Raw genomic sequence first — 19,228 nt, 5'->3', positions numbered from 1 at the left:
GCGGGGACGGACGGGGAAACTTGTCGTCGGTAATGTACGGCGAGCTCGCGGAAATTTGTCGTCGGCGATGTACGGGTGGCGGACAAATTTTTGTCGTCGGTAATGTACGGGCCTTCCACGATTTTTGTCGTCGGCCAAGTACGGAGCCGCGACAAAATCAAAGATCGGCGAGGAGCGGGGAAAGCGGCAGCTCGCCTTCGTTGCGATAGCGCATGCGCAGCATCGACCCGTCCTTGCCGTCCTCCAGCGACAGGTCGTATTCCGGCATCGGGAAGGCGAGGGTGCGGGTGACGAATTCCCTGAGGTCGTAGGAGAACTTGCGCAGCTCCTGGGTCGAGCCGCTGCGCTTGTAGAGCTCCTTCAGGCTGTAGGTCGCCTCGGTCTTCCCGGCCGCCTTGCGCGCCAGGCGATAGATGAAGCGGCCGAGGCCGGAGCTGATCAGGAAGTAGTCCTGGTGGAGCGTGAGGAGGGGGAGCGTGCGCTCGTTGCGCACGACGCTGGTATAGACCCAGTCGGGTATGTTGATCTCGATCGTCTCGATGCGGTTGGCCCCGGTGCGGCTGACGACGCTGTAGCCGCTGATCATCGGGCGGCTGTCGACCTGGCGGCGCTTGCCGCCGGAAAGGTTGACGACCTTGATGGTGGTGTTGGCGAGCCGGTCGAGGGCGGCTTCCAGGTCCTCGTAGGATTTTCCGCCATCCGACCGGCGGCAGAATTTCAGGATATGGGAGGCGCTCGGCCGGTAGGTCTTCGGCGGCAGGCTCGGCCTCAGGCCCTTGGCCTCGCTGCTGCGGTAGTTCTTCACCTCGTCGGCGAGATACGACACCATGTTGAGGAAGATGTCGTAGTCGAAGACGGTGGCAAGGCCCGTTTCCGCGCCGCCCTCGATGGTGATGAGGCTGTCCTTCAGCTCGTATTTGATGATGCCCTTGTTGGCCTTCTTGCTGAGCGAGAAGGGGGCGACGTCCATGAGGTGGACGTCGTCCTTGAGCGGGGCGTCGTAGATCGTCGGCACGAAGAACATCAGCTGCGCGTCGTCCTGCGGCGCCGTGCGCAGGATGCGTTTCGGCGTGGTCTCCTGCATCAGGGCGGCGGTGACGTCGGCCTTGATGGAATCGTTGCGGATCGCCTCGCCGAGGCGGGCGAGCAGCATGTCCATCCTGCTGTCGCTAAGGTTTTCCAGCTTCAGGTCGGCCCAGACCCGCCGGCTGTAATAGCGCCGCAGCCGGCTCAGCGCGTCCTTGTCGAGCTGCACCCGCTCGCGCTCGTGCTGGTCGGCATACTGGTCGGCCAGCATCTGAAGATAGCTGTTCTTTTCGTGCAGGGAGAGCGCGCTGAAATCGGCACGCGTCATCATGGAAAAGCGGGGAGCCTTCATGTCCGGATCTGTCCTGTCTTCGGCCCGGTCCCCGTCCTTGCGGGGCGGGAAGGGCGCGTGTCGTGACGGGATATAACCAGTCGGAGGCCCTTTCTGCCAGTGCGGATCGGCATGCGCGCATCGGCCAAGCGACAGAAAGCCTTTTGCTATCGCGCGGGCGTTGTGCAAAGAGAGCGGCATGTTCAATGGACCATCGGAGCCCGCATTGACGTCTCTTACACATCTCCAGCGGCTGGAAGCGGAGGCTATCCATATTTTCCGGGAGGTGGCGGCGACCTTTTCCAAGCCCGTCATGCTCTATTCGGTCGGCAAGGATTCCTCCGTCATGCTGCATCTGGCGATGAAGGCCTTCTATCCGGCAAAACCGCCCTTTCCGTTCCTGCATGTCGATACGACCTGGAAATTCAAGGACATGATCGCCTTTCGCGACCGCATGGCGGCCGAACTCGGCTTCGATCTCCTCGTCCATATCAACCCGGAAGGCCTTGAGCAGAATATCTCGCCCTTCACGCACGGCTCCAGCACCCATACCCATGTGATGAAGACGGTGGCGCTGCGCCAGGCGCTCGACACATACGGTTTCGACGCGGCCTTCGGCGGCGCCCGGCGCGACGAGGAGAAGTCGCGCGCCAAGGAACGCATCTTCTCCTTCCGCAACGCGGCTCACGCCTGGGACCCGAAGAACCAGCGCCCGGAAATGTGGAAAACCTACAATACGCGCGTCGCGCCGGGAGAATCGATCCGCGTCTTCCCGCTCTCCAACTGGACCGAGCTCGACATCTGGCAGTACATCCTGAAAGAGAACATTCCGATCGTGCCGCTCTATTTCGCCGCCCGCCGCCCCGTCGTCGAAAGGGACGGCATGCTGGTCATGGTGGATGACGCGCGCATGCCGATAAGAAAGGATGACAGGGTGGAGGAGCGCCTGGTGCGCTTCCGCACGCTCGGCTGTTATCCGCTCACCGGCGCGATCGATTCCGATGCGGCGACGCTGGAGGACATCGTGCGGGAAATGCTGACGGCGCGCACCTCCGAGCGCCAGGGCCGGATGATCGACAAGGACGAGGCCGGCTCGATGGAGAAGAAGAAGCGCGAGGGGTATTTCTGATGGCGGCCGCCGCACCGGACCTTTCCGCAAGGAGTATCGCCGACTACCTGCGCGAGCAGGAGAACAAGTCGCTCTTACGCTTCCTCACCTGCGGCTCGGTGGACGACGGCAAGTCGACGCTGATCGGCCGCCTGCTCTACGACACCAAGCTGATCTTCGAGGACCAGCTCGCCGCCCTCGAGCGCGACAGCCGCAGGCACGGCACGGCCGGCGACGAGATCGACTTCGCGCTCTTGGTCGACGGGCTGGAGGCCGAGCGCGAGCAGGGCATCACCATCGACGTCGCCTATCGCTTCTTCGCCACCGACCGGCGGAAATTCATCGTCGCCGATACGCCCGGCCACGAGGAATATACCCGCAACATGGCGACGGGCGCCTCGACGGCGGATCTTGCCGTCGTGCTGGTCGATGCGCGCCAGGGCATCCTGCGCCAGACCCGCCGCCATGCCTATATCGCCTCGCTGCTCGGCATCCGCCACATCGTGCTCGCCGTCAACAAGATCGACCTCGTCGGCTACGACCGGGCGGTGTTCGACGGCATCGTCGCGGATTTCCGCGCCTTTGCCGGCGATCTCGGCTTCACGACGATCCAGCCGATCCCGCTTTCGGCCCGCCATGGCGACAACGTCACCCGGCCGTCGGAAAACACGCCCTGGTATCAGGGCCCGCACCTGCTCGACCATCTCGAGACGGTTCCGGTCGAACAGGACGGCCGCGAGAAACCCTTCCGCTTTCCGGTGCAGTACGTGTCCCGTCCGGATCTCGATTTCCGCGGCTTTGCTGGCCAGGTCGCGTCCGGCTCGGTCGCCGTCGGCGATCCGGTGACCGTCGCCAAGTCCGGCCAGACGACCCGCATCAGGCAGATCGTCACCAGGGACGGATCGCTCGACCGGGCGGTGGAAGGGCAGGCGGTGACGCTGGTTCTTGCGGACGAGCTCGACGTCTCGCGCGGCAACATGCTGGTGGCGCCGGACGACCGGCCGGTCGTCGCCGACCAGTTCCAGGCCCATGTCATCTGGTTCGACGCGACCCCGCTGATCCCGGGCCGCAACTATATCCTGCGCACGGAAACGGACAGCGTGGAGACGACGGTGACGGCCCTCAAATACGAGGTGGACGTCAACACCTTCGCCCATCTCGCCGCCAAGGCGCTGCACATGAACGGCGTCGCGGTGTGCAATTTCTCGACCCGCGCGCCGATCGCCTTCGACAGCTATGCCGCCAACCGCGCCACCGGCAATTTCGTCCTGATCGACCGGATGAGCAACCGCACGGTCGGCGCCGGCATGATCGATTTCGGGCTGCGCCGGGCCGAGAACGTGCACTGGCAGGCGATGGAGGTCGATCGCAGGGCGCGGGCGGCCCTCAAGCACCAGAAGGCGGCGGTCGTCTGGTTCACCGGCCTTTCCGGCTCCGGCAAGTCGACGGTCGCCAACCGGCTCGAAAGGTTGCTGCACGCCGAGGGCCGCCATACCTACATGCTCGACGGCGACAATGTCCGCCACGGCCTCAACAAGGACCTCGGCTTCACCGCCGAGGACCGCGTCGAGAACATCCGCCGGGTGGCCGAGGTCGCCAAGCTGATGAGCGATGCGGGCCTGATCGTGCTGGTCTCCTTCATCTCGCCCTTCCGGTCGGAGCGGCAGCTTGCCCGCGACCTGATGGTCGAGGGCGAGTTCATCGAGGTCTTTGTCGACACGCCCATCGAGGAATGCGCGCGGCGCGATCCGAAGGGGCTGTACAAGAAGGCGATGCGGGGCGAACTTGCCAATTTCACCGGCATCAGCTCGCCCTACGAGGCGCCGGAAAACCCCGAAGTGCACCTTCAAACTGTCGGGGCCGATCCGGACGCGCTGGCGATGCGGATCCACGCGGTCCTGGAACGCCGGATGGAGGGATGATCGAACGCTTCCGGGCCGAGCCTGCAGGCGTATGACGATAGAGCGATGACGATCGACGCTGCGAAAACCCCGACCTTTGCGCTCCATATGAATGGCTGGAAGCGAGCCGTCTTCCAGTCCTTCTTCCCGGAGCGGCGCTTCATCTATCTGCCGCTGAACGTCACGGCGGAGGCGTTCGAGCGCAAGTGGATGGCGCGCATCGCCGCGACGAAGGGGGCGGAGGTCTTCATCTGGGGCCATAACCTGCCGGCCAATCTCGAGACTTTCGTGCGGGAAAGAAACATCCCCTGCTTCTTCATCGAGGACGGTTTCCTGCGCTCGAACCGGCCCAACGCCGCCCGCACGCCGCCCCTGTCGCTGTCGCTCGACAGCCGCCGGCCCTATTTCGACAGCCGGGGGCCGTCCGACCTCGAAGTGATGCTGGAGACGCATGACTTTTCGGCCGATCCGAAGCTGCTGGACCGGGCGCGGGAGGGGATCCGCCTCATCGTCGAGGGCGGTCTCAGCAAGTACAACACGGTGTCCAGCCTGTCGCTCTCCACCCTTCTCGGCGAGAAGACGCGCCCGCGCGTCCTCGTCATCGGCCAGGTCGAGGACGATGCCTCCATCCTCTACGGCTGCGACCGGAAATTCGGCAACAACGACCTCGTGCGGCTCGCCGCCGCGGAAAATCCGGAGGCCGAGATCATCTACAAGCCGCATCCGGACGTGCTGAACGGCGTCAGGGACGCGCAGTCGGACCCGGAGGAGGTCGCCCATCTCTGCCGCATCCTGCACGAGAGGATCCCGCTCGCCCAGTCCTTCGAGACGATCGACAAGGCCTATGCGATCACCTCGCTCGGCGGCTTCGAGGCGCTCCTGCGCGGCATTCCGCTGACCGTGCTCGGCTCGCCCTTCTATGCCGGCTGGGGCCTGACCGACGACCGGCAGCCCAATCCGCGGCGCACGCGCCGGCGCACGGTGGTGGAGGTCTTCGCCGCCGCCTACCTCCTCTATCCGACCTATTTCGAGCCGGCGACGGGCGCGCGCTACACGTTCGAGCAGGCCGTCGAATGGCTGACGCTGCGGCTGAAGAACCCGCAGGACTATGCCAACGAATTCGGCGACGCCGGGCCGGCCGGGTGGCGGCCCTGGGGCGCCTATGGCATTCTCGGCTGGCGCCATCTTCTGCCCTTCGTCCTCGTCCCCCTCATCGGCTGGCGGGGGAACAGGAGGCTCGTCGAGAAATACAGGGCCAACCCGATCCGCTTCTTCCGCGAGAGGACGTCCCTGAAAGCCCGCATCGTCGGAAGGATCCTGTATCCCTTCGACGCATCCAGATAAGAGGAGGGCGCGCGCCCGTGTCCGAGGCCCCGGTCATCACCGCCGTCATTCCCGTTCGCCTGTCGGTAGACCGGCTCTACGACGAGCCGGAGCGCATCGCGCGGATCATCGCGACGCTGCCCGGGGGCTACGTTCCGCTCGTCGTCGACTACGGCACGGCGGCGGAACGGGCAGGGGAGCTGCGCGCGCTCGCCGATGCGACGGGCACGCGGCTGGTGCGCGTGGAAACGGGCGACGAGCCCTTCAGCGTCGGCCATGCCCGCGACATCGGCACCCAGCACGCCGAAACCCCGCTGATCCTCTATCACGACATCGATTTCCTCATGTCGCCGCGCGGCTACGAACGCGTGCTGGAGGAGACGCGGCTGCGCGGCATGCCAGGCAACGCCTACACCTTCTTCGCCCTGCCCGGCGCCTATATGACGGAGGATTTCACCCGGCGCTACCTGGCGCTTTTCGCGCAAGGGGAGGCGGCCTTCGCCGATACGCTGCTGCATGACGGCGTGATGCGCGACGACAGGACCGTCTACCAGAACCACACCTATGCGATCTCGGCGATCGTTGCCAGCCGCTACCATCTCCTGGCGATCGGCGGGCACGACAAGAGCTTCGTCGGCCATGGCGCGGAGGATTTCGAGCTGCTGCACCGGCTCGCCAGCTACGGGCCGAAAGGGCCGCGGACGGGAAACTACTATCTCAACACCCGCCGCAACGCGATCCTGCGCTACGAGGGGTTCCGGGCCTATTTCGCGCTCTACGGCATCGACGTGTTCCAGCGCGGCCTGCAGATGGCCCATCTCTGGCATCCGCAGCGCGAGGATGCGAGCTATGTCACGCCGATGGTGGAGAACCAGGAGCGCGTCTCCGGCATCATGGAGGCCTATGACGCCGGTACGTCCTGGCTCCTGCCCATGGAAGACCCGCATTCCGGCGAGAAGACGCTGGTCCTCGCCGACGCGCACGCGCCGGCCCTGCGGGCGCTGCGGCACGCCTTTCCCGCCTTCGGGCGTTACCGCATCCGGCCGGAGGGCGATTTCGCCGATAGCGATGCGCTGGTCCGCGCCCTGGACGAGGAGGGGTTCACGCGGGCCCTTTTCCTTGATCCCCATGGCGACGACCACCGCTGTTCCCTGTACGAGGGCCTCAAGGCGGCGGGCCGGCGCCTTGTCGTCGCGGGCCGGGGCGGGTTGCCGGACAGCTGGTTCTTCGACCCGGAAGGGTTTCTTGCCGGCAGTCCCTCCGACCAGGCGGCGCGTTGGGACAGGCCGCTCGACGACGCCGCGCGGCGGCGGGTGCTGGACTGGCTGGCGGACAACGGGCCGGCGCCGATGGAGGACGGTGCGCCGGCGGGCGCCGCTCTGGCCGACCGGCTCGGCCTTGGCGGGCGGCGGATGGTGCTCATGGACCTGCAAGGCCCGCAGGACGGCGCGGCCCGCGCCTTCGGGGACTGGATCGCCCATCTGGCGCAGGCGCTCGATCCGCAGGCCTTTGTCGTGGTGGCGAAACGCCCGCCCGGCGCTGCCGGGCCCGAGATTGCGAATGTCGTCTTCGTGGACGACGCGCCGGTGGCGGACCTGATCGAGCTCGCCGCATCGGTCGTCGTCCTCAATTCCGACCTGGGCCTCGTGGCGCTCGCGCAGGGCAAGCCCGTGATCTGCTGCGGCAAGGCCTTCTATGCCCAGCCGGGCCTGGCGCGCGCGGTGTCCGGAAGGCAGGAGCTGGTCGCGGCCGTCGGGGAGGCCAGCGTGCCGGATGCGGAAAAACGCCTGCGCTTCCTGCGTTTCCTGCTCGAGGAGTTCTATTCGTTCGGCATCTCCGACCGGGTCGCCAGGGGGGAGGGCGGGGCGGAGAATGCCGAGGCGCCCGCACCTGGGACACGCATCCTTTTTTCCGTCCTTCGCGGGTTGACCGCGGCCCCGATCGTCCTGGGCACGGTTCCCAGGAACGTCTCCCTCAAGGCGCCGCTCTACTTCTCCTTCGGCGGCCGCGAGGCGGTCCAGGAGGAGACGAGCGCCATCGGCACGCTCATCCGCATGGCAGGCGCGGCCTGCGAGCGGGAGGATTACGACGAGGCCTTCCGCCTGTTTACGACCGCGAACCGGCGGCAGCCGGCCAACGGGAAGCTCTCCCGCGCCATGGCCGAGATGGGCAGGGCGGCCCATGCGGCCGGCCGGCGCGAAGAGGCCGCGCGGCTTTTCGAGACCGCGCGCGGATGGGTTCCCGACGACAGGGCGGCGGCGCGGACGGTCATCGATCTGGCAAAGGGCCTGCGCGCGGACGGACAGTACGAAGAGGCCGACCGCCTCTTCGAAATCGCCCATGGCTGGCTTCCCGAGGACCGGAACCTTCACAAGCTCCTCCTGGAAACCGGCGTCCAGCGGCACGGCGGCCCATTCGTCGACATGATGATCATGCCGGCCGCGAAACTCGGCGAGCAGGCGCGCAAGGCCTTCGCCGCGGGAGATTACCGGCAGGCCACGCAGCTTTTCGAGGCCCTGCGCACGCGTGAGCCCGACGAGGTCGAGCACCTGCGATGCCTGGCGGAGTGCTATCTCAAGCGCGGTGCCAGATCCCTGGCGCTGGAATGCCTGGAGGAGGCCCTGAAGCGTCTGCCGGGCAACAGGCGGCTGATGCGGAGAAGACGGTACGCGAAGTTGCCGCAGTGGCTGCATCCGCTCTTTCCCGGCAAGCCTTTCCTGCCCTGAAGCGCGGCGCGGTCCTTGTCTTACGCATGTCGTTGTCGCAAAACCGCGCGGCATGCTCTGGAGAGGGCCGGTCCGCCGGCCTTTCCCGGGCTATTGTTTTTGACGCATTGTCCGGCGCGAAGCGATGCCGCTTCGGCCGGGAATGCTCCAGGGATCGAGACGGGCCTGCACCGCATGGCACATGTTTCTTCACGGGCCGAGGATAGCGAATGAGCTGCGCCACCACCTCCTCCAGCATTGCGGGCGGGTCCGTCGGCGCTTCGGACATCACCATGGTGTTCTGCGTGCGTCTCCATGACGGCAATCCCTGGATTGCCGACCGGCTGGGCGGGATGGCCGGCCACTATCGGCCCTGCCCGCCGATCGTCGTCGTGGATTTCGGGTCCGAGCCGCCCCATCGGGACACCCTTGCGGCGCTCTGCGCGCATTCCGGCTACCGCTACCATTTCGTCGACGACCAAGGCGTGTTCTCGCTGTCGCTGGCGCGCAACATCGGCGCCTCGCTGTGCGAGACGGACTTCATCTATTTCTGCGATCCGGACTTCATCAGCGAACGCGACCTCTTCCAGCGGCTGGCGGAGACGGCGAGCGCGCTCGACATGCGCAATGTCGTCGACATCATGCTCAACCCGCCGGCCTTCCATCTGGGGGCGGCCGAGACGCGGCAGCTCGAAAGCCTCGATGGCGCCGAGCGGCAATCCCTTTTCCTGCGCAAGCTCGCCTTCACATTGAACTATGCCGAGGTGAGCGGCGCGGACGAACGTTACGTCGCTCCCTATTCGAACGTCTTCCTCATCAGCCGGAAAATGTTCTCCCTCGTCGGGGGCTATGATCCCTCCTTCCGCGGGCATGGGTCCGAAGACTTCGAGTTCCTGCTGCGCTTCTGCCTCCATGCCGGCTTCCTGCCCCTGCCGGAGGAGCCCGGGAGCGACCTCTTCGGCCCGCTGCGGTCCGACTTCTACCAGGCGAGGTCCTATGTCGGCTTCCGCCGCCTCTTCGAGCTTCTGTCCCAACCGGCGGAGGGACTGGGGTTCAAGGTCTTCCATCGGCACCATCCCCGCGCGAAGGAACAGGCGTGGTATGTGTCCGGTGACGGGAAACGGGAGAACTTCCTCGCCGCGACCCGGAAATATCTTGACGACCGCACCGGGCTGCTGGCGATCGACCATATCGAGCGGGAAAAGACGATCGCCTGTCTGTGCCGGAACAGGGACACGTTGGGCTATTTCCTGCCGCTCCGCCTCCTGGGCTATCGGCTCGTGCCCGTCCTCTCCGACAAGGCGGAAACGGTCGGGGATATCCTGTCCGGCCTCGAACAGGGCCGGATCGACGATATCGCCATCTTCAATCCCTATATGAAGAGCCATGCCGCCTTCCGCCCGATCTTCGACAGGGCGAAGGCGCTTGGCCGGAACACGATCGTCATCGAGCGGGGCGCCCTGCCGGGCACGATCTATTACGACGAGGACGTCTGCTACAACAGCGGGGGCTTTTCCGAAGCCGCCTTCCTGGCGGAGAGGTTCTCGGCGGCGGAGCTGGACGCCGCCCGGTCCTATGTCGAGGACCTGCGCGGGGGCGGCGAGACCCTCGAACAGATGGGGGCCTACGAGGAGACGGCCGCGAAATACCGCCATCTGCGGGACGATCGCCGCATCAAGTGCTTCGTGCCGCTCCAGCTGGAAGACGACATGGCCGTCACCCTGTTTCTCAGGGGCGAGCAATCCTACCCGCAATTCCTGTCGTCCCTGCCGTCCCTGGTGGCGGACAATACCGACGTCCTCTTCATCATAAAGCCGCATCCCCTGTCGAAGACGGACCTTCCGCTTTCAAGCCCGAATGTCGTTACGGCGGAAAGGGGCGACAATATCCACGCGCTCATCGACAGCGTCGATGCCACGCTCTGCTACAATTCCGGCGTCGGCCTTCTCTCCCTGCTGCACGAGACGGTCACGATCACCCTGGGCAACGCCTTCTACAATCTCGCCGGCGCGGGCCATCGCGCGCCCTCCGCGGCCGCCGGGATCGCGGCGCTGAAGAAAGGGGAGCTCCAGCGGCCCGCCCGCGACCTCGTCCTGCGCATCGCCGCCTGGTTCATCTGCCGGAAATATTCCCGCTTCCGCGCCACGGACCACATCGTCGAGTTCCAGACCCGCAAGAGCCATGGCTACAAGGACATCTGCGTGACGGAGCTGCGCTGGAAGGATGCGGCGGAGCGCCTCGGCCGGCTGAACGAGACGCCCCGCTTTTCCTGGCTGAGCTATGCCGGCGCCCGGATGGCGCCGACCCGCTTCATGGGGGAGCCGGACCCCGCCAGCGCCGAGGCGCTCAGCATGTCCGGGTTTGCCGCCTACCGGGAAGGCCGCTATGCCCAGGCGGCCGAACAGCTTGTCCAGGCCTTCGCGCTGAAGGAGAGCCAGCCGAACCTGCTCAGGCACGCGGCCGAAGCCTATCTTCTGGCCGGCGACCGGAAGGCGGCGATCGCGGCGCAGAAGGCGGCGCTTGCGCGCCTGCCGGAAAACAAGCGCGTGCGGCTGCGCCTCTGGATCATGCGCGCGCCGTTCCTCGGGGCCATCTTCGGACAGCAGCGGTTCAAGCGTCCGCAGTAGGGCGGGTCTATTCCCAGGAGAAGACGTCCGCCCTTGCGAGCGGGACGGCGGCGCGGTCCTTGTCGGACAGCTGCACGTCGCCGGCGGCGACCGGCCAGTCGATGGCGATCTCGGGATCGTCGTAGCGGATCGACCGGTCATGCGCGGGGGAATAGTAGTCCGTCACCTTGTAGACGACCTCCGTGTTTTCGGTGAGCGTGACGAAGCCGTGGGCAAAACCCTTGGGGACCAGGAGCTGGTTCCATTTTTCCGCCGAGAGCTCGACGCCGACCCATCGGGCGAAGGTCGGCGAGCCGCGGCGGATATCGACCGCCACGTCGAAGATCGCGCCGCGCACCACCCGGACGAGCTTGTCCTGCGCCCGCGGCGGAAGCTGGTAATGCAGCCCGCGCAGCACGCCGCGCCGCGCCGACAGGGAGTGATTGTCCTGCACGAAGGCAAGGTCGATGCCGGATTCCGCAAGGCGGGCGGCATTGTAGGTCTCGGAGAAGAAGCCGCGCGCATCGCCGAAGCGGGCGGGCACGATCTCGAGCACGCCGTCAAGCGCGGTGGGACGGATCTCGCTCATGCCGTTGCGAGCTCCCGGGCGCGCCGGCGCAGGTAGTTGGCGTATTCGCTGCGCCCCATCTCCTCGGCGCGCTGCAGCATCCTGTCGACCGGCAGCCAGCCCATCTCCACGCCGATCTCCTCCGGACAGGCGATCTTGATGCCCTGCCGGTGCTCGATGGTCCTGACGAAGGCGGAGGCCTCGTGCAGGCTGTCGAGCGTGCCCGTGTCGAGCCAGGCATAGCCGCGGCCGAGCTGCTTCACATGCAGCTTGCCGCGCTCGAGATAGGTGCTGTTGACGGCGGTGATCTCCAGTTCGCCGCGGGCGGACGGCGTGGTGGCGGCGGCGATGTCGACGACGTCGTTGTCGTAGAAATAGAGCCCCGTCACGGCCCAGCTCGATTTCGGCACGGCGGGCTTCTCCTCGATCGAGAGCGCCGTGCCGCGGGCGTCGAACTCCACCACGCCGTAGCGCTGCGGGTCATTGACGTAATAGGCGAAGACGGAGGCCCCGCTTTCGCGCGCCGCCGCCTGCCGGCAGAGCTCCGAGAGCCCTTCGCCGAAGAAGATGTTGTCGCCGAGAACCATGGCGACCGAGGACGAGCCGATGAATTCCCGGCCGATGATGAAGGCCTCGGCAAGCCCGTTCGGCTGGGGCTGCACGGCATAGGAGAGCGTGATGCCGAAAGCCTCGCCGTCGCCGAGCAGTTCGCGGAACAGCGGAAGGTCGCGCGGCGTGGAGATGATCAGGATCTCGCGGATGCCCGCCAGCATGAGCACGCTGAGCGGGTAGTAGATCATCGGCTTGTCGTAGATCGGCAGGATCTGCTTCGAAACCGCGATGGTGAGGGGGTAAAGGCGCGTGCCGCTTCCCCCCGCCAGAATGATGCCTTTGAATGCCATGCAGGATAGACCAGTCGCCAACGGGAAATCGGGCCGAACCTCGCATGGAAGGCGGCTGCGTTGCAACACTTGCGCATGCGCAAAGGCATGGGCCCGTCCTTGCCCTGAAACTTCCCCTTCGGATAAAGGTGAAGCCTCGCCCTTGAGGGGAAGCGGACAGGAAGGCTCGCATGCGCGTACTCGTCACCGGCGGAGCCGGCTTCATCGGATCGGCCGTCGTCAGGCATCTCGTCCTGGAAAAGCGCTACGAGGTCCTGAACGTCGACAAGCTCACCTATGCCGGCACGCAGACATCGCTGCAGGCTGTCGGCGGCGCGCCCAACTATCGTTTCCTGCGCGCCGACATCTGCGACGGGGAAACCCTGTCGCGGACGCTTGCGGATTTCAAGCCCGACCGGATCATGCATCTTGCGGCAGAAAGCCATGTCGACCGCTCGATCAACGGGGCGCAGGCCTTCATCGGCACCAATGTCGTCGGCACCTTCACGCTGCTGGAATGCGCGAGGGCCTACTGGAGCGGCCTGGAGGGGGAGCGACGGCAGGCTTTCCGCTTCCTGCACGTCTCGACGGACGAGGTCTACGGGTCGCTCGGCGAGGAGGGCCTGTTCAGCGAGACGACGGCCTACGATCCGAGTTCCCCCTATTCGGCCTCCAAGGCCGCGTCAGACCATCTCGTCAAGGCGTGGGAACGCACCTATGGCCTGCCGGTGGTCGTCTCCAATTGCTCCAACAATTACGGCCCCTACCATTTTCCCGAAAAGCTCATTCCGCTGATGATCCTCAACGCGATGGAGGGCAAGCCGTTGCCCGTCTACGGGAACGGCGCGCAGGTGCGGGACTGGCTCTATGTCGAGGACCATGCCCGCGCCCTCGACATCATCGCGGAGCGCGGCCGGGTCGGAGAGACCTACAATGTCGGCGGCCGCAACGAACGGCGCAATATCGACGTGGTGACGCGGATCTGCGGCCTGATGGACGGCCTTCGCCCGCGCGCGCGGCCCTATGGCGAGCTCATCACCCATGTGGCCGACCGGCCGGGCCATGACACCCGCTATGCGATCGATGCGCGGAAGCTCGAAACGGAGCTGGGCTGGCGGGCCGAGGAGACGTTCGACACCGGCATCGAGAAGACCGTGCGCTGGTATCTCGACAATGAATGGTGGTGGAGGCCCCTGCGCGAGCGTTATGCCGGCGCGCGCCTCGGCCTGCCCGGCAGCCAGCCGCAAACCGGCCTGTGAGGCGAAATGGACGGCCAGCGCAAGCGCATGGTGGTGACGGGCCGGGAGGGACAGGTCGTCCGCTCGCTCCTGGAGCGCGGCGCCCCGAACGGTCTCTTCGACGTCGTGGCGCTGGGACGCCCCGAACTCGACCTTGGCGAGCCGGACGGGATCGATGCCGCCCTCGGGCAGGCACGGCCGGACGTCATCGTCTCCGCCGCCGCCTATACGGCAGTGGATCGGGCGGAAACCGAGGAGGCAAGGGCCCATGCCGTCAATGCGGTCGCGCCCGGCCGGATCGCCGCCGTCGCGGCCCGGCTGGGCGTGCCGGTCATCCACTTTTCCACGGACTATGTCTTCGATGGCGAAAAGCCGGACCCCTATTTCGAAACGGATCCGGTCGGGCCGGCGAGCGCCTACGGCCGCACGAAGCTCGCCGGCGAACGGGCCGTGGCGCAGGCGACGGACAATCACGTCATCCTGCGCACGGCCTGGGTCTACAGCCCCTTCGGCCGGAATTTCCTGAAGACCATGCTGCTGCTGGCGGAAAGCCGCGACCGGATCGACGTGGTGGACGACCAGGTCGGCAACCCGACCTCGGCGCTGGACATCGCCGACGGGATCCTGGCGATCGCCGGAAACCTGCTTGCCGATGACGCCGCCCGTCTTCGCGGGACCTTTCACATGACGGGTTCGGGTTCCGCGAGCTGGGCGGATTTCGCAAGCGAGATCTTGGCCGTTTCCGCGCGCTGCGGCGGGCCGGCGGCCGCGATCGGACGCATCCCGTCCTCGGCCTACCCGACGCCGGCGCGCCGGCCTTCCAATTCGCGGCTCGACTGCGGCAAGCTGCACGAGGCGCACGGCGTGCGGCTGGGAAGCTGGCGGCACGCCGCCGCGCAGACCGTTGCGCGGCTTATCGGGGAAAGGCCTTAGCGGCCGTGCCGAGGAACTGCCGGATATAGGCATTGGGCCGGGTGACGCCCTGGACCCGCACGGTCGCCGTCGAGACGGATTCGGTCTTGCGGCGGATGACATGGCCCGTCCCCGGCACGATCTTGTGGATCACCCCGCGGCTGATCGTCTCCATGTTCCATGCCCAGTCCTCGAAGCCGAATCCCGAGGTCAGGTCCGTGCCGGGATAGGGGTTCTGGAGGTAGATGTCGCGGGCCGAAAAGCTCAGCGCCGTCCAGTAGTTCTCGATCGCCAGGCCCGCGGGCCTAAACGTGTCGTCCTCCATGTCGATATGGCAGAAGACGTGTTTTGCCGCGCCGAAATAGACGCACACTTCCGGATGCCAGACGACCGGGTCCTGCCGGGACGCGGCGATGCGGGCGGCGCTCACCAGCCAGGTCTCCCCCCACAGGTCGTCGGCGTCGAGAAAGGCGACATAGGTGCCTTGCGCGGTTTCCACGGCGAAATTGCGCGCCTTGCCCGGATCGCCGAAGGTCGTCTCGATCAGCCGGAAATCCTTTTCGCTCTGGCTTTCCACCACGTCGCGCGTCAGGCGATCGGCCCGGTCCAGGATGACGAGGACCTCGACGTCGAAACCCGCGTCTTGCGCGCGCGCCACGTTGCGCTTGAGGCTTTCAAGGGACGGTTTGGCGATCAGCCCCTCGCGATGGGCGTTCAGCACCGCCGTTATCGTTGGCCGACCCATGCAACAATCCTCCGCTCTCCGATGGCTCGCGGGCGAGAACCTCGCGGTAGCGCCGCCAGTTGTGATGGTCCTGCAGGCGCCGTGTCATGGCGCGCGTCGCCTGCCGCGCGCGCTTGGGGTCGTCGGCGATCGATTGCAGCGCGTCGACATAGGCGGCCGCCTCGTCGAAGGCGGCGATCAGCCAGCCGGTGTCGCCGTTGACGAGTTCGCCGATCCCGCCGACATGCGAGGCGACGATCGGCAGGCCGGCCGCGGCGGCCTCCAGCAGCACGTTGGGAAGGCCGTCCCACAGCGAGGTGTAGAGGAAGGCGTCGTAGGTCGCCAGCGGCAGGGCCTCGAAGCGGTCGAACGGCCCCTCTACATGGACGTTGCGGCAGCGGCGCGCCAGGTCCGCGATCCGCGCCTCATGCGCCGCATCGCCGCGTCCCCAGACATGGAATTCGAATTGCGGCGCGCTTTCGGCGATCCGGACCAGGAGATCGACATTCTTCTGTGCGGCGAAGCGGCCGGCCCACAGCACGCGCAGCGGCGCGCCGGGCTGCCGGTCCCGCCGCGGCGGGGGGGCGGCCTCTGCGGCCGGCTGATACAGCGTCACCAGCCGGCCGCGCAGGTCGGCCGGAATGGCGAACTGGCGCACCAACTCCTCCAGATGGGTGCGGTTGTCGGAATAGATCGCCGTCAGGAATGGCAGGCAGGGACGCAGGTAAAGATCGGAATAGCCGCTGCGCCGGCCCTCCGGCGAATAATCCGGGCAGAACAGCATGGCATGGAGCCGGGTGAAATGGGAAAGCCTGCGGCCATGGCGCTTCACCGCTTCCCAGCAGGCGCGGCTGTTGACGTTGAGCACCGCCGTCGGCTGCAGGACGCGGATGAGAAGATCGACCAGCACGACGCGCTCGTCCTGGGACAGCGCCGGGTCGATGCGCGACAGGGACAGGACCGGGACCTCGGCCGGCAGGAGATGCGGGGCGTCCTGGCGGTCGTGGTCGGAAAGCACCACCAGCACGGATTGCGGCCCATGCGCCTCGGCCAGCGCCCGCACCGCATGGCCGGCGACGAGGTCCGCGCCGCCATGGATGATCCAGGGCAGGAAGACGATCGTGCGCGGCGCGTGCGCGATCCGGCCGACGATCTGCTCGAACGCGCGGGCGGCCCGGTGGCGCGGGACGCCGTTGACGACCTCGATCCGGTCGGGGTCGGCGAGGTAGTCGGCGCCATAAAGCTCCGGGTCGAGGTCCTCGACGCTCGCCAGCGTCGCCTTCGCCACGCTGAGGGCGCGTTCGGGCCGCAGCGGGCTGCGGCCCTCGGCAAGGCCGTGGTCGATGAAATGCAGCAGCGGGTCCGCCCCGACGATGTCGGGATAGCGCTTCAGGTACCATTCGGCGTCGAAATCCGGGCCGGGGGAGCGGCCTTCCTTCCAGCCGTGCACCAGATAGTGCAGGAGCGGCGGATAGCCGGCCGCCGCCACGTCGGCATGGTGCTCGAGATACCACCGGGCATCGAACAGGCCGGAGGCGAGGATGCGGTCGGCGCCGCTCGGCGGCGCCGGATGGATTTCCAGCCGGCGCGCCCGGCCGTGCCTGAGATAGTGGATCAGCGGGTTGAGGCCGGACGCCCGGGCCTCCTCATGCTGGTCGAGATAGCGCTCCGCATCGAAGGCCCGGCCGGGCGACAGCCGGTGGTCCCTGCCGTAGAGCAGGAAATGCGTCAGCGGATCGATCCCGTCGCGAACCACGTAGGGGTGGGCAAGCCGATACCATTCCGCGTCGAACAGGCCGGAGCCGCGCACGAGGCGGCGATCCGGCGAGAGGCTGCTCGCGGCAAGCAAACGCCTGATTGTCTTCGGAAAACGAATGGTGAGCGGCCTCCCTGTTTCGCCGCAAGTCTGCCGGCCCGACCTTCGGGCATTACTACAATCGCGGCCGGACCGGACGCAACCGAAATGTCGTGCCTCTAAAGGCGCCAGTCTGCGATGTCTCCTCCCGCCTCGCCCGGCCGGCCGGCAAACGCCCCGGGCCCGACCGGTTCCGGGAGGAAATTGAAATGATCGGCGGAATAGATCCTGCCCCCCGCCGCGAGGGTGGCCCTGAAGAGCGCGCCGTCCGTCTCCTCGTCGCGATCCGCATAGGGGCATTTTTCAAGCCAGGATTTCCGGGCGACCACGGTCGCACCGCACACGGCGGGAACATGGCTGTGCTCGCAGCCCGGATGGAGCAGGGCCAGCCGGTCCTCCTGCCCCGTCCAGGCCGGATAGGTTCGTTTCCCGGCGATCTCGGCGCCCGAAAAATCGAAGGTCAGGATCATATCCGTCAGGTAGTTGGGCAGGTACAGGCTGCCGTCGTCGAAAACGGCGATGAATTCCCCCTGCGCGGCGGCGATGGCGCGGTTGAGCCGCGTTCCGGTCGAAACGGACGGCGGCAGCCGCACGATCTCGACCCGCTGGACGTTCTTCGCGGCCGAAAGCCGCCTTTCGAGCCCGGCCAGCTGCTGTTCCGGCAGGTCGTCGCTCAAGGCAAGAACGGCCTCGATGCGCGGATAGGTCTGCGCCGCGATGTTCTCGGCGATCCGGTCGAGATGCGTCGCGCGCCCGGCCGGGAGCACGATCGATACCAGGGGGGCAGGCCGGTCGGCCTCGCTGCCCCAGACGACCGAACGGATCAGCGCGGCGCGATGGGCATATTGATGCCGGAGCGCGACTTCGCGGATGCCTTTCTGGCTGGTCTTCCACCAGTGCGCCTCGTCCTCCAGCAGCCTTTCGACCGCGTCCCGCGCCGCCCGCGCGTTCGATGCTGTCGGCACGATGCCCGGGAAATGCTCCTCCAGGGCGCGCGAGGGCGCTGAGACGACGGGCGTGCCGCTGGCGAGAAGCTCATAGACGCGGCGCGACATCATCGTCGGGGAGGAGACGATCGTGTTGACGTTGAGGAAGACCTTGAACCGCCGGTAAAGCGCGATCATGTCCCTGAAGGGGACCGATGGGCGGATGAACGGGCGGAAACGCCTGGGGAAATGATAGGCCGGATCGTCCAGGAAAGACTGGCGGTCGTAGATTACGCCCTTGGCGGCGACGATCGGCTCCAGCATGTAGTTCATCTGGCGCGCGCGCTCCTCGTATCCGCCGGAATAGTAGGAGCCGGCGAAACAGAGGTCCTCCTGGGGCTCGCGCACCCGTCCCACCGGATTGGTGATCGCCATGTTCGCCGCGAAGGGCAGGGGGGTGACGCTCAGGGCATTGGTGCGCTCCCGGTAGCTTTCCACCATCTGCGCGTCGGTGGTGAAAATATGGTCCGCATATTTCATCACCGGCAGGAATTTTTCGAAATGCAGCGGATCCTCCTTGTTCACCAGGACGATCGGCTTGTTCGATTGCGCGCGCAGCTGCTGCAGCACCGCCACCAGCTGCCCGGAATGCGCATGTCCCAGCCCGGGGGAGGTGAAGGCGTAGATCCAGTCGGATTCGTAGCCCAGCCAGGCGGTCTCGATCAGGACGAAATCGTAATCCGCCCCGGAAATCTGCTCCAGCGCGGCGCGGCGGACGAGGCGGGTGCAATCGAAATCCGTCGACCAGTTCAGGTCGCTGATCTCGTCGAGTATGCTCAGGCACTTCGGCCTGTTTGGAACCGGATTGCCGTAGCCGGTCCAATTGTCGTTGCCTGTGCCCCTGGCCCTGTGCGCATCTCCTCCCGCGACCTGGCGCCACAAGGCATTCATGCCGCGCAGAACGGGACGATCATGGGCATAGCCGTCCAGGTATCTCAGGAGGGATATCGCCGAATCCGGACGCCCTTCTTCCCTCAGCCTTTCCGCGGCGCTCAGCAACAGGGAGCCCGGCAGGGTGGACGGCGCCTTCTTCATGCTCATCGTTTCTCCCGAAACCCGCCTAT

At 66.5% G+C, this 19,228-nt stretch carries 13 protein-coding genes; 7 read left to right on the top strand and 6 right to left on the bottom strand.

Annotation, left to right across the window (positions count from 1 at the left end; genetic code table 11):
• Nucleotides 1-157: 157 nt before the first annotated feature.
• Nucleotides 158-1,378, bottom strand: coding sequence for a replication initiator protein A (locus tag MUU56_RS29560; protein ID WP_245081864.1), 1,221 nt, complete (start codon nucleotides 1,376-1,378; stop codon nucleotides 158-160).
• A 205-nt stretch (nucleotides 1,379-1,583) separates the two neighbouring features.
• Between MUU56_RS29560 and cysD the strand changes: the two genes are divergently transcribed.
• From cysD to MUU56_RS29535, 5 genes are all read left to right on the top strand, one after another.
• Nucleotides 1,584-2,486 (top strand): sulfate adenylyltransferase subunit CysD, encoded by a 903-nt coding sequence (cysD, locus tag MUU56_RS29555; protein ID WP_398432989.1) that lies wholly within the window; start codon nucleotides 1,584-1,586, stop codon nucleotides 2,484-2,486.
• Nucleotides 2,486-4,387 carry a bifunctional sulfate adenylyltransferase/adenylyl-sulfate kinase NodQ gene (nodQ, locus tag MUU56_RS29550; protein WP_245081856.1) on the top strand — a complete coding sequence of 634 codons (1,902 nt, stop codon included), beginning with the start codon at nucleotides 2,486-2,488 and terminating at the stop codon, nucleotides 4,385-4,387. Before cysD ends, nodQ begins: the two co-directional genes overlap by 1 nt.
• 45 nt (nucleotides 4,388-4,432) lie before the next feature.
• Nucleotides 4,433-5,710 (top strand): capsular polysaccharide export protein, LipB/KpsS family, encoded by a 1,278-nt coding sequence (locus MUU56_RS29545; RefSeq protein ID WP_245081853.1) that lies wholly within the window; start codon nucleotides 4,433-4,435, stop codon nucleotides 5,708-5,710.
• Nucleotides 5,711-5,727: 17 nt separating this feature from the next.
• Entirely contained in the window at nucleotides 5,728-8,415 is a 2,688-nt protein-coding gene (locus MUU56_RS32885; protein ID WP_245081850.1) for a tetratricopeptide repeat protein, read from the top strand.
• Nucleotides 8,416-8,624: 209 nt separating this feature from the next.
• Nucleotides 8,625-11,021 (top strand): capsular polysaccharide export protein, LipB/KpsS family, encoded by a 2,397-nt coding sequence (locus tag MUU56_RS29535; RefSeq protein WP_245081846.1) that lies wholly within the window; start codon nucleotides 8,625-8,627, stop codon nucleotides 11,019-11,021.
• Between the two features lie 7 nt (nucleotides 11,022-11,028).
• Here the strand turns inward: MUU56_RS29535 and rfbC are convergent, their stop codons facing one another.
• Together rfbC and rfbA are read right to left on the bottom strand one after the other, a co-directional pair.
• Nucleotides 11,029-11,589 (bottom strand): dTDP-4-dehydrorhamnose 3,5-epimerase, encoded by a 561-nt coding sequence (gene rfbC / locus MUU56_RS29530; RefSeq protein WP_245081843.1) that lies wholly within the window; start codon nucleotides 11,587-11,589, stop codon nucleotides 11,029-11,031.
• Nucleotides 11,586-12,470, bottom strand: a complete 885-nt coding sequence (gene rfbA / locus MUU56_RS29525) for a glucose-1-phosphate thymidylyltransferase RfbA (protein WP_245081840.1) — start codon at nucleotides 12,468-12,470, stop codon at nucleotides 11,586-11,588. Before rfbA ends, rfbC begins: the two co-directional genes overlap by 4 nt.
• A 170-nt stretch (nucleotides 12,471-12,640) precedes the next feature.
• On the opposite strand from rfbA, the gene rfbB reads away from it, so the two are divergent.
• Nucleotides 12,641-13,708, top strand: coding sequence for a dTDP-glucose 4,6-dehydratase (gene rfbB, locus MUU56_RS29520; RefSeq protein ID WP_245081830.1), 1,068 nt, complete (start codon nucleotides 12,641-12,643; stop codon nucleotides 13,706-13,708).
• A 6-nt stretch (nucleotides 13,709-13,714) separates the two neighbouring features.
• On the top strand, nucleotides 13,715-14,620 hold the full coding sequence (gene rfbD, locus MUU56_RS29515; RefSeq protein WP_245081828.1) for a dTDP-4-dehydrorhamnose reductase: 906 nt from the start codon (nucleotides 13,715-13,717) through the stop codon (nucleotides 14,618-14,620).
• On the opposite strand, the gene MUU56_RS29510 is transcribed toward rfbD, so the two are convergent.
• The 3 genes from MUU56_RS29510 to MUU56_RS29500 all read right to left on the bottom strand — a co-directional run bounded on the left by MUU56_RS29510 (nucleotide 14,601) and on the right by MUU56_RS29500 (nucleotide 19,205).
• A complete protein-coding gene (locus tag MUU56_RS29510; protein ID WP_245081826.1) occupies nucleotides 14,601-15,344 on the bottom strand; it encodes a glycosyltransferase family 2 protein in 744 nt (247 codons plus the stop codon). The two genes, rfbD and MUU56_RS29510, sit on opposite strands and share 20 nt — an antisense overlap.
• Complete coding sequence (locus MUU56_RS29505) at nucleotides 15,274-17,172, bottom strand: glycosyltransferase (protein ID WP_245081824.1); 1,899 nt, start codon at nucleotides 17,170-17,172, stop codon at nucleotides 15,274-15,276. The genes MUU56_RS29510 and MUU56_RS29505 overlap by 71 nt, the downstream gene beginning before the upstream one ends.
• A 125-nt stretch (nucleotides 17,173-17,297) precedes the next feature.
• Complete coding sequence (locus MUU56_RS29500) at nucleotides 17,298-19,205, bottom strand: glycosyltransferase family protein (RefSeq protein WP_245081822.1); 1,908 nt, start codon at nucleotides 19,203-19,205, stop codon at nucleotides 17,298-17,300.
• Nucleotides 19,206-19,228 lie beyond the last annotated feature (23 nt).

Origin of the sequence: Shinella yambaruensis, assembly GCF_022899355.1 — a bacterium.
Classification (GTDB): domain Bacteria; phylum Pseudomonadota; class Alphaproteobacteria; order Rhizobiales; family Rhizobiaceae; genus Shinella; species Shinella yambaruensis.
Note: the sequence above shows the minus strand (reverse complement) of the source record. Positions and strands in the feature narration are given on the sequence as shown.

Bases quoted from the DNA above. Each gene is read 5' to 3' on its own strand.
- MUU56_RS29545 (WP_245081853.1), top strand. From the start codon at position 4,433: ATGACGATCGACGCTGCGAAAACCCCGACCTTTGCGCTCCATATGAAT.
- rfbA (WP_245081840.1), bottom strand. From the start codon at position 12,470: ATGGCATTCAAAGGCATCATTCTGGCGGGGGGAAGCGGCACGCGCCTT.
- MUU56_RS29510 (WP_245081826.1), bottom strand. From the start codon at position 15,344: ATGGGTCGGCCAACGATAACGGCGGTGCTGAACGCCCATCGCGAGGGG.
- rfbD (WP_245081828.1), top strand. From the start codon at position 13,715: ATGGACGGCCAGCGCAAGCGCATGGTGGTGACGGGCCGGGAGGGACAG.
- MUU56_RS29500 (WP_245081822.1), bottom strand. From the start codon at position 19,205: ATGAGCATGAAGAAGGCGCCGTCCACCCTGCCGGGCTCCCTGTTGCTG.
- MUU56_RS29560 (WP_245081864.1), bottom strand. From the start codon at position 1,378: ATGAAGGCTCCCCGCTTTTCCATGATGACGCGTGCCGATTTCAGCGCG.
- rfbC (WP_245081843.1), bottom strand. From the start codon at position 11,589: ATGAGCGAGATCCGTCCCACCGCGCTTGACGGCGTGCTCGAGATCGTG.
- nodQ (WP_245081856.1), top strand. From the start codon at position 2,486: ATGGCGGCCGCCGCACCGGACCTTTCCGCAAGGAGTATCGCCGACTAC.
- MUU56_RS29535 (WP_245081846.1), top strand. From the start codon at position 8,625: ATGAGCTGCGCCACCACCTCCTCCAGCATTGCGGGCGGGTCCGTCGGC.
- rfbB (WP_245081830.1), top strand. From the start codon at position 12,641: ATGCGCGTACTCGTCACCGGCGGAGCCGGCTTCATCGGATCGGCCGTC.